At 38.6% G+C, this 12888-nt stretch carries 23 protein-coding genes; all 23 read left to right on the top strand.

Annotation, left to right across the window (positions count from 1 at the left end):
• The first annotated feature begins 20 nt into the window (after nt 1-20).
• The 23 genes from PHO71_RS22315 to PHO71_RS22210 all read left to right on the top strand — a co-directional run bounded on the left by PHO71_RS22315 (nt 21) and on the right by PHO71_RS22210 (nt 12855).
• Nucleotides 21-278, top strand: a complete 258-nt coding sequence (locus tag PHO71_RS22315) for a hypothetical protein (RefSeq protein WP_300207745.1) — start codon at nt 21-23, stop codon at nt 276-278.
• The gene (locus tag PHO71_RS22310; protein WP_300207742.1) at nt 265-630 is read left to right on the top strand and encodes a hypothetical protein; all 366 of its coding nucleotides are present in this window, start codon (nt 265-267) and stop codon (nt 628-630) included. The genes PHO71_RS22315 and PHO71_RS22310 overlap by 14 nt, the downstream gene beginning before the upstream one ends.
• A gap of 59 nt (nt 631-689) precedes the next feature.
• On the top strand, nt 690-1634 hold the full coding sequence (locus PHO71_RS22305; protein WP_300207740.1) for a hypothetical protein: 945 nt from the start codon (nt 690-692) through the stop codon (nt 1632-1634).
• Between the two features lie 415 nt (nt 1635-2049).
• Complete coding sequence (locus PHO71_RS22300; RefSeq protein WP_300207737.1) at nt 2050-2403, top strand: hypothetical protein; 354 nt, start codon at nt 2050-2052, stop codon at nt 2401-2403.
• Nucleotides 2404-2433: 30 nt separating this feature from the next.
• Nucleotides 2434-3237: a Mov34/MPN/PAD-1 family protein gene (locus tag PHO71_RS22295; RefSeq protein WP_300207735.1), complete on the top strand. Its 804-nt coding sequence runs from the start codon at nt 2434-2436 to the stop codon at nt 3235-3237.
• Complete coding sequence (locus PHO71_RS22290) at nt 3230-3733, top strand: hypothetical protein (protein ID WP_300207732.1); 504 nt, start codon at nt 3230-3232, stop codon at nt 3731-3733. The genes PHO71_RS22295 and PHO71_RS22290 overlap by 8 nt, the downstream gene beginning before the upstream one ends.
• A gap of 166 nt (nt 3734-3899) precedes the next feature.
• Entirely contained in the window at nt 3900-4628 is a 729-nt protein-coding gene (locus PHO71_RS22285) for a ThiF family adenylyltransferase (protein ID WP_300207730.1), read from the top strand.
• 4 nt (nt 4629-4632) lie between these two features.
• Nucleotides 4633-4773: a hypothetical protein gene (locus PHO71_RS22280; protein WP_300207728.1), complete on the top strand. Its 141-nt coding sequence runs from the start codon at nt 4633-4635 to the stop codon at nt 4771-4773.
• A complete protein-coding gene (locus tag PHO71_RS22275) occupies nt 4773-5120 on the top strand; it encodes a hypothetical protein (protein WP_300207725.1) in 348 nt (115 codons plus the stop codon). The genes PHO71_RS22280 and PHO71_RS22275 overlap by 1 nt, the downstream gene beginning before the upstream one ends.
• A complete protein-coding gene (locus tag PHO71_RS22270) occupies nt 5081-5332 on the top strand; it encodes a hypothetical protein (protein WP_300207723.1) in 252 nt (83 codons plus the stop codon). Before PHO71_RS22275 ends, PHO71_RS22270 begins: the two co-directional genes overlap by 40 nt.
• Entirely contained in the window at nt 5333-6205 is an 873-nt protein-coding gene (locus PHO71_RS22265; protein ID WP_300207720.1) for an RNA ligase family protein, read from the top strand.
• 52 nt (nt 6206-6257) lie between these two features.
• Nucleotides 6258-6659, top strand: coding sequence for a hypothetical protein (locus PHO71_RS22260; protein WP_300207717.1), 402 nt, complete (start codon nt 6258-6260; stop codon nt 6657-6659).
• A 381-nt stretch (nt 6660-7040) separates the two neighbouring features.
• Nucleotides 7041-7718, top strand: coding sequence for a hypothetical protein (locus tag PHO71_RS22255; RefSeq protein WP_300207714.1), 678 nt, complete (start codon nt 7041-7043; stop codon nt 7716-7718).
• Entirely contained in the window at nt 7715-9157 is a 1443-nt protein-coding gene (locus PHO71_RS22250) for a hypothetical protein (RefSeq protein WP_300207711.1), read from the top strand. The genes PHO71_RS22255 and PHO71_RS22250 overlap by 4 nt, the downstream gene beginning before the upstream one ends.
• 21 nt (nt 9158-9178) lie before the next feature.
• Nucleotides 9179-9361 (top strand): hypothetical protein, encoded by a 183-nt coding sequence (locus PHO71_RS26300; protein WP_367279926.1) that lies wholly within the window; start codon nt 9179-9181, stop codon nt 9359-9361.
• Nucleotide 9362: 1 nt separating this feature from the next.
• Nucleotides 9363-9578 carry a hypothetical protein gene (locus tag PHO71_RS22245; RefSeq protein WP_300207709.1) on the top strand — a complete coding sequence of 72 codons (216 nt, stop codon included), beginning with the start codon at nt 9363-9365 and terminating at the stop codon, nt 9576-9578.
• Nucleotides 9572-9805 (top strand): hypothetical protein, encoded by a 234-nt coding sequence (locus PHO71_RS22240; protein WP_300207707.1) that lies wholly within the window; start codon nt 9572-9574, stop codon nt 9803-9805. Before PHO71_RS22245 ends, PHO71_RS22240 begins: the two co-directional genes overlap by 7 nt.
• Before the next feature lie 27 nt (nt 9806-9832).
• Nucleotides 9833-10087, top strand: coding sequence for a hypothetical protein (locus tag PHO71_RS22235; protein WP_300207706.1), 255 nt, complete (start codon nt 9833-9835; stop codon nt 10085-10087).
• Nucleotides 10088-10268: 181 nt separating this feature from the next.
• Entirely contained in the window at nt 10269-10523 is a 255-nt protein-coding gene (locus PHO71_RS22230) for a hypothetical protein (protein WP_300207705.1), read from the top strand.
• Complete coding sequence (locus tag PHO71_RS22225; RefSeq protein ID WP_300207704.1) at nt 10520-11464, top strand: hypothetical protein; 945 nt, start codon at nt 10520-10522, stop codon at nt 11462-11464. The genes PHO71_RS22230 and PHO71_RS22225 overlap by 4 nt, the downstream gene beginning before the upstream one ends.
• A gap of 52 nt (nt 11465-11516) precedes the next feature.
• Nucleotides 11517-11801: a hypothetical protein gene (locus PHO71_RS22220; protein WP_300207703.1), complete on the top strand. Its 285-nt coding sequence runs from the start codon at nt 11517-11519 to the stop codon at nt 11799-11801.
• Entirely contained in the window at nt 11794-12159 is a 366-nt protein-coding gene (locus tag PHO71_RS22215) for a hypothetical protein (protein WP_300207702.1), read from the top strand. Before PHO71_RS22220 ends, PHO71_RS22215 begins: the two co-directional genes overlap by 8 nt.
• A gap of 411 nt (nt 12160-12570) precedes the next feature.
• Entirely contained in the window at nt 12571-12855 is a 285-nt protein-coding gene (locus PHO71_RS22210; RefSeq protein WP_300207701.1) for a hypothetical protein, read from the top strand.
• Nucleotides 12856-12888 lie beyond the last annotated feature (33 nt).

Raw genomic sequence — 12888 nt, 5'->3', positions numbered from 1 at the left:
AAACACAACGGTGACTAGCGATGGATCGCTGGCTTTATATACGTCATGCAGCTGTAATAGATAAAATTATTGAAATAGGCCCAGATACACCATTTACAAGTGGTTCTGTAGAGCTAGAAAAAACACGAGGACATGTATTAGTTGATTTAAAAAACCATGGTTCAGTTACATGGACAGGTAGGCAGAAGAAAACTAATACAAACATTTATAAAGTTAGTAGACATCAATATAATCAAATGAAAAAGATTCAGGAGCAATTTAAAAATGCCACGAGTTGATGGATTAATTAGTGAGATAGCACTTCCAGTATGTATTGATGATTTTATTGTGTTATTAACACATGCTAGTAAGATAGCGCAACAACGCGCTAGATATTTTATCTCACAGTTAATTCGTACAATTCGTGTAGAAACTATTGAGTATGATACATTAGTTTATTTAGATGAAGGTTTTGTAGATTTTGAAGATGGCGATGAAGCTGAGATTATTCAATCTGATTTAGAAAATTTTTGGTGCACAAAATGTGAAATCCGGATTGACTATTCAGATAATATTATAACACATCTCTTCGAGGCTCATCTTAAAGAAGTTGTAGAAGCATTAGTCGATGACACAGTCAGGAGTTCGTGATAACCAGAAATGGTTTGCTCCAGATTGTGAAACAAACAAAAATATTGGAGGAAAATTATATGGCAAACGTTAGAAAGATCACAGTAGCAAAGATGGGAACCAGCGGTGTAGAAGTAGTTGTTGATGGAATATTCACATACAGGGCACTTGTCCAGAAGGCAGGCCTCGGAAGCTTCACTGCCCTCATGGCAGATGGAATTGGGTATGTAAACCCAGATGACATCGTTGGCCAGAATGTGACCACCATCATCCTGAGTGCCCCTAAGTTCGAAGCTGGTGCACTTAAGATTGTCGACGATGAAGGTCGCGAGTATGTCGAGGTTGCGGGCGGATTTGTCCCGAAGGACAGCATCATCCAGGCAGAAGAACCTGACATCGAAGTCACTGTCGAAGTCGCAATCACCATCACTGAAGTAGACCCAGAAGAGGAAGAAGAGGAATACGAAGAAGAGGACGAGGAAGAGGAAGAAGAGCCCGTAGCAACCCGCAGAATCACTGTCGCTAAGATGGGTACCTCTGGAACTGTCGTTGAAATTGCAGGAATCTGTACCTACAGGTACGTTGTCAACCAGGCAGGATTCAGCAACTTCTCCGCACTGATGGCTGACGGTGTCGGCTATGTCAACCCTGACGATGTCCTTGCAGCAAATGTGACCACCATCATTCTGAGTGCACCAAAGTTCGAAGCAGGCGCCCTGCCTGCCGGACTCAGAATTGTCGATGACTCTGGTGTCGAATACGTTCCAGCCGCACCTGCCCCAGTCGTAGCAGAAGTTGCCCCGGTAACTGGCCGCACAGTGACTGTAGCCAAGATGGGAACCAGTGGAACTGCAGTAAGAATCGATGGCCTCATGACCTACAGAGCAGTTGTCGAAAAGGCTGGCTTCAGCAATTTCTCCGCTCTCATGGCAGATGGAATCGGGTACGTAAACCCAGATGACGTCCTGGCCGCAGCAGTCACCACAATAATCCTCAGTGCCCCTAAGTTCGAAGCGGGCCTTTAAGTACAGTAGAAGTGGTAGGAGTTTCCTACCAACTTAATTTTTCGGAGGGATCTCTATATCAGAACAGCAACCACCAGATGAACTAGAATCGCTTCTGCAAGAACTCTCTGCAATCGAGAGCAAAGAAGATGCGGCGAAAGCAGTATATGAAGCACTTGTAAACCATCCAAAGATCTACGATATTACACTGGAAAGTGAGCCATCAAGACTTATCGTAACTACTCAACCGATTCACATCAAGAATCCAAACGGGCCAGAAACTGTTGACCTTGGTCGCCTGAAAATATACGTAGACAAAAATGGATCATATGGAGTATTGAGAGACAGAGACTCACCAAGGGATCCCGGACTCAGTTCAGATCAGGTACATCCCCACGTATCGAATGGCGGTATATGCCAAGGCACAGCCACAGATATGACAAAACTTGCACATGAAAAGAACTTATCAATGTTAATTTCATTCATCATTGAGTTCCTGCAGTTTTATAACCCAAGGAGTCCGTATTGGCATCTGTATTTCAAACACCCATGCAGAGAGTGCGGCTTGGCAGCTACAGAAGAAGAAACATGCAGATTCTGTAAATGTAAATACTGTGGTAACAAACACGGTAGTGATGCATGCGAAGGTTGTCCAGAATGGAAGCAACAGAGCGCAAGCGCAGCTAGACATTGGCTGCATGAAAAGGTTTCACAGAGATGTGATAACATGGATGAAGATGAATTCATTACGCTAGCAAAAGTGATAGCGGCTAAACTTGTTGAGGAGTGAAACTACATGGCACTTATTCCACCTAAGATTGTGTTGACTAAAATCGCACACGCAAAGATTATGCAGATGTTCCTTGCTGTAGAGACAGAAGTGGGAGCAATCATGACAGGATATATTCATCCTGTAACACACAATGTTCACGTTCAAGATATCATAATCACTGAGCAGGAAGTCAGTGGTGCTGACGTTGACTTTACACAAAAAGGTGTAGACGAGGCGACTATTCAGGCACTTATGCAGGCTCAAGTTGTAGTCGGCTGGGTTCACAGCCACGGAAAGATGCAGCCATTCTGGTCAGGAACAGATGAGCGCGCAATCAATAGATTAATTGAGCACATAGGCACTTGGCTTGTTTCCATTGTAGGAAACCATGCATGCCAGCTTCGTGGTCGCATTGACTACTATTCATCCTGTCCATTTGGGATAGACCACGTAAAACTTGATAATGTGCAGATCGACTTGGAACCGGAGATTTCTCCAGATCTCATTGCTGAAATTGACGCCGCAATCAAAACAAACGTCAAGACCCGTACCTTTCAGTACTTTTACGGCGTGCAGGGAGCAGGAGCAGGCGTTGTAAACTACTACCAACGAAAAGGTTCAGCCGCAAAAGTTATTGGAACCGGAACCGGAGCAGGAGCAGGAGCAGGAGCAGGAGCCGGAAAAAATCTCGAGTCCGGAGACGACACAACCTCAGTCGCGATCGTACCGGGCTTTTCAGAAATTGATCAGGTTCTTTTCGAATATTATAAAGCCCAAGGGATGACTGATGAAGAGGCAGCAGGTGTTGTACTTGCGATGAAAGAGGAAGAGGGAGTGCTATTCAATGATTGATCTCACATCATTTTCTCAGTTTTTTGCAGACTATAAAACTGGAACTGATAACAATCGTAAATTCAGCAGACTTGATCACCTGGTAACAAGTAGACTTACAAATTACATATGCCAGCCATTCGACCAGCACCCAGTACTAAACCTCGAGACCGAAAACTTCGGCCAGTATGGCACCATTGCTAAGATGCATCCAGAATTTGTTTGCATTAAGCGCGGGCCATTTCTCTATACTGTATTTAATGACAGAGCAATCTTCATTGAAAATCCCACAGAAGACCGCATGAGTGAAATTTGTAGCATTCCTGATACATACCCATTCAGAAGAGCTCCTGTAAACAGGGCCGTCTCATGGTGTGATGCATTTGTCATAACAACACACGGCGATGTCTGGTTCAGAGATACGCACAAAAATTTCTATGATCTTGTTGCTGCAGGAAGTGTTCATGAAGCTATGGCATTCGCAACGCAGACAATTGATCAGGCGATTGGTAGATGACGCAAAAGTTATATGCCTTTAAAAAACATCTACCATATAATGACTACCACAGAAAAGAACTTACATTAGCGTATGAAATCCCAATTAGAGCAATCTTATTGGGAGTTTTTACCTATCTGAGTTTACTAATTCTTGCAATAATATTCTAAATAGAAAAGTGATAACTATGACTGATGAACCAATACCAGTTGATGTACCATTCGAGGAACCCAAGGTCAGTTTCCTACGACAGCTTGAATGGTACAACCCAGACGAAGATCCGCAACCAGATATTCATATCGTTGGCTGTGGTGGAATTGGAAGTTTCGTTGGCTATTACGCAGCACAGATGGGATTGAAAAATTTAATTCTGTGGGATCGCGATACTGTAGAACCACACAACCTTCCTAATCAGAATTTTCTGGTCGAACATCTCGGTCTTAAAAAGACTGAAGCGCTTGCAGATTTAATAAAGCGCAAGGTTGAACTTGAAGTTAAGATTAAAGACCGCTTTTTTACAGATGATTCGAAAGTAAATAACGGTATCGTGATTGCGGCGACTGATTCGATATCATCACGTAAAACAATATGGAATGCAGTAAAAGGAAAGCCCGAGGTTCAGTGGTTCATAGATGGCCGCTTAGGCGGACAGGCATTCCAAGTATTCGTAATTAATCCAAATGATCCTGATGATATTCGTTTCTATGAAAGCACACTCTTCGAAAGTGGAGAAGCAGACCCGCTTCCATGCACAGCTAAAGCTGTAATATTCGTTGGAGCACACATTGCTGCACTTATGTGTCAGCAGCTAAGATGTGTTCTTAAAGGAGAAGGGCATTTCAGAAACATCAACATAGACCATCTCAATGGAATTATTGAGTATGATGGACAGGCATTAATGCCTAAAAAGAGGTAATCATATGAGTGATGAAATGTGTAAAATAGAAGTGAAGGACACCAGAGTAAGTATGTCCGAAACACATCAGCGCGAAATTACAATCGTAGGCAAGAGTCTTTCTGAATGTATGGAATATTATGAGAAACTAGCAGAAGGCAAATAATGGGAGCTATTGGTTTCGATTATACGAATAGTCCGTTAGAAGAATTTACAAATGCTAAAACAACAGCATTTTGCCCATTTATCGATAATGATAAATTATGTAAACTCATTCGTTCTAAGAAAGGTGTAGACATCATTCATCGATATTATCCAACTGGACTATCAGAGCCAAATGGTATTTACCATTGGGTACAATTAGAAGACTTTACGAATGTACAATGTTGTTTATTAACTAGGGAACTTGTAAAGAACTTCGAGATGTGTGAAAAGTATTTTACCAAATGTCCAAAATATAAGGAGCAAATGGAATGTCAGACGAGCACGAAGAAAAAACGTTCGAAGTCGTAATTTCAGGATTCATGAGTCGTGATGAAGCTAAAGCATTCATCCGTTGGTATGAGGGTCAGGGTGAACAGATGATCACCGATTGGATGGAGTGCGCACGGGATAGTGGTGAAGATATACGACACGGACATTTCGATTGTGATTTAAATAAAACGTATCCACTTTCCTTTATTAATAATCAAGTACGAATGCATATCAAAGACGACGGTGAGTAAATGGAAAATGAGTTTGTTAAAATCAAACAGATTGGAGACCGTAGCACACTTGGTGTTTTAACGTGTGAAGTAGAGGTCTCAGAAAAGATTGATGGTGCAAACTTCTCATGGATTGTACGTGACCAGACATTAATCTTTAGGTCACACCACACAATTCTTGGTGGCGGTATGGAATTTGGAGAACCGTGGCGAGAAGCAGTACAGATGGTAGTTGATGCACATGCAAGAAAACCATTCAAAGAAGGATATATTTACTACGGTGAATCTATCTGTAAACCACATAGAATCCAGTATGGTAGTGAACGAACTCGTCTATGGGGATTCGCTATCTATAATATCAAATACGGAATCTATATTAAGAACTGGCATACGGTCTTTACTGACCATGGAATACCCATTGTACCATACGTAATACTAAGTAACCCAACACTTGACGAAATAAAAGAGATGGTAGTTGGGGATTCTCAAATTGCACCCGGTATTGCAAAAGAAGGAGTTGTGATTAAGAACTATTTACTCCAGAAATTTGCAAAAATTGTTGCACCAGAATTTAAAGAATCGGCCGGAATAAAAAAGAAACCGATTAACGAACCGCGGAGTGTAATTGACGAAACTCCAGCTATTGCTGAGATGTTTTGTACCAGGGCTCGTGTTGAAAAGCGTGCACTTGAGTATTGCGATGAAAATAACTGTGCATTAGGCATGGAAATAATGCCAAAATTAATTCCAATTGTAAGTAACGATATTCTTGTAGAAGAGATTCTGAATATCGCTGAAAAGTTTACTATCATTGACTTCAAGAAATTCCAAAAACTTGTAGCAATGAATTGTGCTAAGCATTTAAAACATATCTTACTTGATAGTGCTGAATAAGTATGGTGGAAACTATATTTTAGTTTCACTACTATCATGGAGAAGATGTTAATTGGAAAATGCAAAACAATTTATACCGTTTTATTTTGAACGCGAACCGGTATTTCAGCACAAAGACTGCGGAAATTTTGATCCTGAAACAGGAAAATGTAAACGTAGAAATGTACTCGTTATACGGACAGAAATTTCATGTCAGGATAGAGCTGTTACAAGTAGATATAATAAATTTAAATGTCTTGCTTGTGGACAGAATGAAAAGTTCGAAAAGCTCGGAATAAAAACGTATGAAACTGAAACACATATAATCCAAGTTGGTTTCTTTAAATGTAAAACCTGTGGTAAAATTACTGCTGTATTCCAGTTAAACGGTCAGCGGTTGATTCCAGTTGAGCCAGAAATCGAAGATGTATTTGATCCTAATTGGCTAACATTAAAAATTGCAATGGATGTCTGATAAACTTTAAATATAGAAATCAAATTCTCTTGACGAATTTCTTGTGGATACATAGATGTAATGAATGGTTCAATTAAAATCTGTTCATTATTTTTACAATCAAATTCGTTACAGAATAACATCAGACCCAAGATTACGTTTTCATATCTAATTTTATTGTATAAGATTGTTCTATCATTCCATGTTTCATTTAAACGATATAGGATACAATCCTCATGAAACTGGGTGAGTCCAAAATACGAACTCACAATTTTAATGAAAGAAAAAATCTCATACTTGAACATATTTGGATTACGTAATAATGAAGTATGAAACTTATAGTCAATTAGTAGAGTCATATATAATATAAAGGTTGTTAAAGTATTTAAAGGTTGCGGTTCAATGGAATCAAAGTTAAGTAATATATTATTAGAGACAAGACCAAATTCAGATAAAATCCTAGTGCGCTTAACTGCAAATAAGAATTTTCCATTCGACTCTCCAAAAAAGTTTAGGATATTGCGGGGACAGCCCTCGCGATCGATGTTTGTAGATAGACAAATCGTATGCGCAAGTGACGATTGTGAGACAGGATTTTCGGTAAATGGTACTAAGCAGGAATGTGCAACATGTGAAAATAAGTCTTCTGGTGCTTGTTCATATAAGTGTCTAATTTATATGGAACATCCAGAACACGGAAAGGAATATGTTTTAGGCATTCCATACGCAGCACAGTATGCTCTATCGGAATATGTTAAGTCGTTACTCGTAGAAGATCTGGACGCACCAGACGTATATACGATAATTACTCGCATTCAAACACCGGATAACAAATCCACATATATATTTGAATTAGCTGATGATTTTGAAGTAGAAGAAGAAACAGCTGTAGAGTTAACAAGTAGCGAATCCGATGCAATAAAAGAATTATTAAGTCAGATTCGCGAACGCTCGATTCAAATGGATATTGAGGAATTTGCCGAAACGCTTAAATACATGGAAGAGTTTATAGGTATTGAAGATGATAGAGCAAAACGAATTGCGAAATCTATTGCTTCCAAGGATGGATTGATTAAATGAGTGTACTAAGTGCAATAGAGCGCAAAGAGCGTGAGGACTTAAGAGTAGGATTAGGTCTGTCAGAAAATGAATACGAGCTATTCGAAGCAGAACGAGATGGCTACGTACCGACATTATGGGATGTTAATTTATTATTGGATAATTATATAGTAGGCGAAGAATTTAATAGATTATCTGTATTCTCTCTATTAATTCTTGCCGGTTTACCAACATACATCTCTGGTGATTCTGGTGCAGGAAAAACTCAGCTCATGGATGCGAATTCAAAAACAGTATTACCTGGTGAGTTCTTAATGATGGAACAATCATCAGATAAAGCGATCTTCGATCCACAGAAACAGTATCAGATTAAGAAAGCAAAGTTCGTTGCCTTTCCAGAACTAAATAAAATAAGTAAAAACTTCGCAATTGTTGAAGTATTAAAGACATGGGGTGAAGGCAAGGATGCAAAATATGAACGATCAATTTTAGGTAGATCCACACAAAAAATAGATTTGCCATGTAGACCATTCATATTTTCTCGTGCAACTGAATCTGCAGATACTACTCCAGTTCCGGCGGAACTTATGACACGAGTAGCTGAGTTTACAGTAGACTCATCTAAAGGACAAACACAGACTGTAATGACACGCATTGCAGAAGATCTTGAATCTCCGTGGGATATTCAACAAATGAATATGGTAGAACAGGCAAAGATTAGATGGTATGTCTCACACTTGCCTGAGTTCGACTACTATATTAACCCAGCCGCATCATGCCTTGTTGAATATGTACCAGCAATGTTTGCCGCATCAAGAAGAGATTTTAAAAAATATTTGCGCAACATTAATGGGATCACACGATTTCATCATAATGATCGAATTACTATGGTTAAAGATGGGAAGGTTGCGATTTTCTCAGCGCCAATTGATTTATTTTATAACCATCTAATTTTTGGTAATACCTTGATTCGGTCGTCAATGCGATGTAATGAAATTGAAAAACATATTATTAAAATTGTAGAGAATTTAACTCAGGCAACTAAACAGGATATTCAGCGTGAGTTGCGTGAGTGTAATATAAATACAACAATTAATAATATTGAAACTCATCTAAAATCACTCACAGATATAGGATACTTAATGAGTGAACGTGAAGGTAGAGAACTGCTCTTCTTAATTACAGACTTCTATAAAGAGTTTGAAATTAAGCCGGATTTCGATAAGATTGTAAACTATACTAAAGAAACTATGAAAAAAAATCCGCATTATGCAGAGATTGCAGATGAATATATTGAGCGTTTCTGTGACCCTTCTAAGATGATGATAGTAAATCCATTCAATGGAAACGAGATTAATGCTTTGGACTTCCAGTTCGAAGATATTAATGATGTTAAAGTTGATGTGGATAAAACACGTATACCTACAAGAAATAAACAAGTTGGTTTGGGGGACTATTAAAGTCTCCCAAAGGAGATTTTTATGGAAGACAAATATTCAAAACAGCAGTTACTTGCAGAGTTAGTACGCTTTAATGACACATTTGGAAGAATGCCAATAGGCCGAGATCTTAAATCCACATCAGGATTCCCGTCTGGTTCAACTTTTACAAGAAGATTTGGATCATTACAGGCGGCGAGAGACTTAGCCATGAGGAGATGCTAAGATGTATTCCAGAACTTCTATGATCGATAGTATCCGTAATGCAGCTGTAAAGGTGCACGGAACGCCGACTGTAAGACAGTGGGAAGAATTCAGTAGTGAGGGAGCACCATCTGTGAGCACGATAATTAACTTCTTCGGCTCATGGAATGTTGCAATGTTACAGGCTGGTTTAGTGCCCAACAATAACAGTGCAAGATGGAGACAGCTTAAGTGGTAACTATAGCATCGATCAATTGTACACGAACTCGTGAGAACGTGGCGTGCGCATTGAATAAAACATCTAGAGCATTTGGTACTTCAACTACAGATGCACTTATTGCATGCATCGGATGTACGCATGCTGAAATCATCTGGACTACTGCAGGTATCGAAAGAAAACATAATGGATTAAAAAACGTATTTAATGGAATGGATTTATCTAAATTCGAAAGTGAGAGTGATTAATCACTCTCATATTTTTTGGGGTTTATTATGCCACGAATAACTGGACTTCGTCAACGAGAGGCACGCGCTGAAATGCTTAGTAATTTTTCGGAATTAGTAGACATTGCGTATAGAGTCAATTACATTCATGAATATTCATTTTCTAACGATGGCTGTGCAGTTACAATTCGTATACCAATATCAGATACTATATATGATATTCCAGGTTGGAGATTAACACGATGGAGTACAAATTTTATTACACAAATTAAAACGGTCGAGTATTGTTGTGGAGTGATATAAGTGCCAAAGATTTATGGGTTAGAAAAGAAACAGAAATATAATCGGATAGTTGCAGCAGCTCGAAGGTTATATGATAAGCACAGATCGCGTGGTTTTCATATGCGATGGGATACAGAAACCGGCACTTTAATAGCTATTCGGCGTCATGGTAGAAAAAAAGAAAGGGTTGTTCATAATTTAGGTGATTATAATTACCAACGATCATGGGCAATTGAACCGCAATGGTGGCCAGAATATGATAATACCACAGGCGAATTCGTTGGTTGGTATGTCAGATAATAAGCGAATTGTAGCAAAGTTCCTTTCATATGATGCTGCTGAAATAATTGTTCTGCCGGAAGGTTGGACACTTGTTAGTAACAAGTTGGATATTCTTCCAAATTTTTCAGAAATAAATGTTCGGTTTTTAACATTCGAACATAGGGTGGAAATATGACAGCGTTGACACCTGTATTTTTAATGAAAGCAAAACCGTATGATCCGACTAAAGATAACATCGAGCAGTGGTTTGTACAAGAAAAATTTGATGGAGTTCGTATACAAATAATTGTTAACGGGTTAGATGATATTCGGATTTACTCAAGAAACAAAACAAAGGAAACAGGTACATTTAATGAGTACACTGAAAAGTTGCCACATATTGTAACTTATTTACGCGAGAAACTTATGAATATGCCAGAGATGTTTCACACACAAATTTTTGATGGTGAGGCATTAGCATCCAATCAAGGTTCACGCGAAAAGAACTTTACATATGTCACAGGAACATTAAATGCAGATGATTCATATACACGCCAGTGTAATAATGAACTAATCCACATCGTATTGTTCAATATACCAACAATAGAAGAAGAGTATAGATATGTTTTAACTTATCTTCATTTATACTTCCCAATCACCGGTGCACTGATTACATCACCAGAAACATCTCTCAACGTCGACAGTTCAGCGATGCTTCGATTTGATGATATAATTGGAAATGGTGGCGAAGGAATTATTCTTTATAATCCGGCATGTAAATATAAATTTGGGCGCAGTTCATGTGCCGCATCTAAAGATGTATTAAAGATTAAGGATCGTAAAGAACGAGAAGTTAAAGTTATTGGTATGGTTGAAGGTACAGGTAAAGATATAGGAACTTGTGGTGCATTAATATGTGATGATGGAATGGGTAAAATCTTTAGAATTGGAAGTGGGTTAACCGAAGGCGCTGCAACCGAACGCGGTAGTAGAAACTGGATGTGGGCGCATAAGGATGACGTACCATTCATAATTGAGATGTATTACCATTCTGAGACACCAGACTCATATCGTCTACCTATTTATAAACGAGACAGGTATTACGACAAATCTCCAGATGAAATGACTATAGGGTGATAACATGCCAAATATTCAAGGGTTAAATCCAATCCATAGAAATCACATCCTTGTGACACGCATAGTTAATAACATTGAAAAACTTGAAGAGAATCATTATCATTTTATTTTTGACTTCTATACGGGTAGCGTTAGATGTGAGAATACAGGCCGCATAATAGTAGCCAACGATAAACCATTTGCACACAATCATTATTGGTATATAACTAAAAATTGGTATCCGGTATTTGATGAAGCTGGTGTTTATATTGGTTGGTACGAATCCCGTAATTTTAAACCAGTTGATTTTTTGAGACGAATAGACGCCGGTCATGGAATACGTGATATCAATGCCTAAGATTGATGGATTTTTGACTTATAAACGATATGCAATTTCAGAGAACGAAAAGGTTCGTAAAATTATCAAAGCGTCTAAGTTAACACATTCGTCATCAAAACCATGTTTATTTATATTTGACTTTAGAACAGGAACCGTGATGTGTCAAAAAACACGACGAATATTAATCGATCGCGGTGCATTTGGAAATCGCATGTGGTATATATTTAAAGACTGGTTTCCAGTATACGATGATTTAACTGGTGCATACTGTGGTTGTTTTATAAACGATAAATGGTACGATGTAGAACGAATCGATCGTAAATTTTCAGCATCAACTGGTGTTCCGTGCGATAAAGACGGAAGAGACTTGAGGTGATAATAAATGCCTAATATTAAGGTGACCCAAAGTTTAAACAAGGTGTACACGCAATTTATATTTTAGATAACTGGTATCCGATCTTTGATGGTTTTGGGAATTATACCGGCTACATTGCTGGACGAGATGGATTTGTACCAGTAGAATCGATTCCAGTTGCTGAGTGTAAAGTGCCAAGGTGGAGAAAATGCCTAGAGAGATTAAGACTAATTTGGAAGGGCGCTACGTAAATGTATTTACGGGAACTGTGTTAAGTAATCCGGCGCAATCAAAAGTATTTTTATTAATAACAAAAACTATACAGCCATGTTTTGATGACAACGGATTATATGCAGGATTATTAATTAATGGTAAACTTATATCAAAGGAACAAATAATTGCGCAGCGCGAAATTTTTCTGAGGTGAACAATATGGCAGAAGATATGCAACAGATTTTAGAAATTGCATTACAAGAGTCACGGTATCGTTCAAATACCGGTTATGTATTTGACCCACTTAGTGGTACAATTATCAAAACTAGTGGTTATAACACTACAGAACAGGCAATTTATAAACCTGTAAATGCTGGAACAATGAGTAATTTACGAATTCCGATTCATAGCAAATGTCGTCCAGTATATAATTCTATAGGACTCTATCAAGGATTTACCAGAAATGGTGATGCTGAAAATCCACTAATAGAGGTGCTTCACTAATGCCGAGATTTGTTAATATTACGGATCCTACAG

It is taken from the genome of Bacteroides sp., assembly GCF_028690125.1.
Lineage (GTDB): Bacteria > Bacteroidota > Bacteroidia > Bacteroidales > Bacteroidaceae > Bacteroides.
The sequence above is the reverse complement of the archived record's forward strand: the minus strand, read 5'-3'. Positions and strand labels throughout refer to the sequence as shown.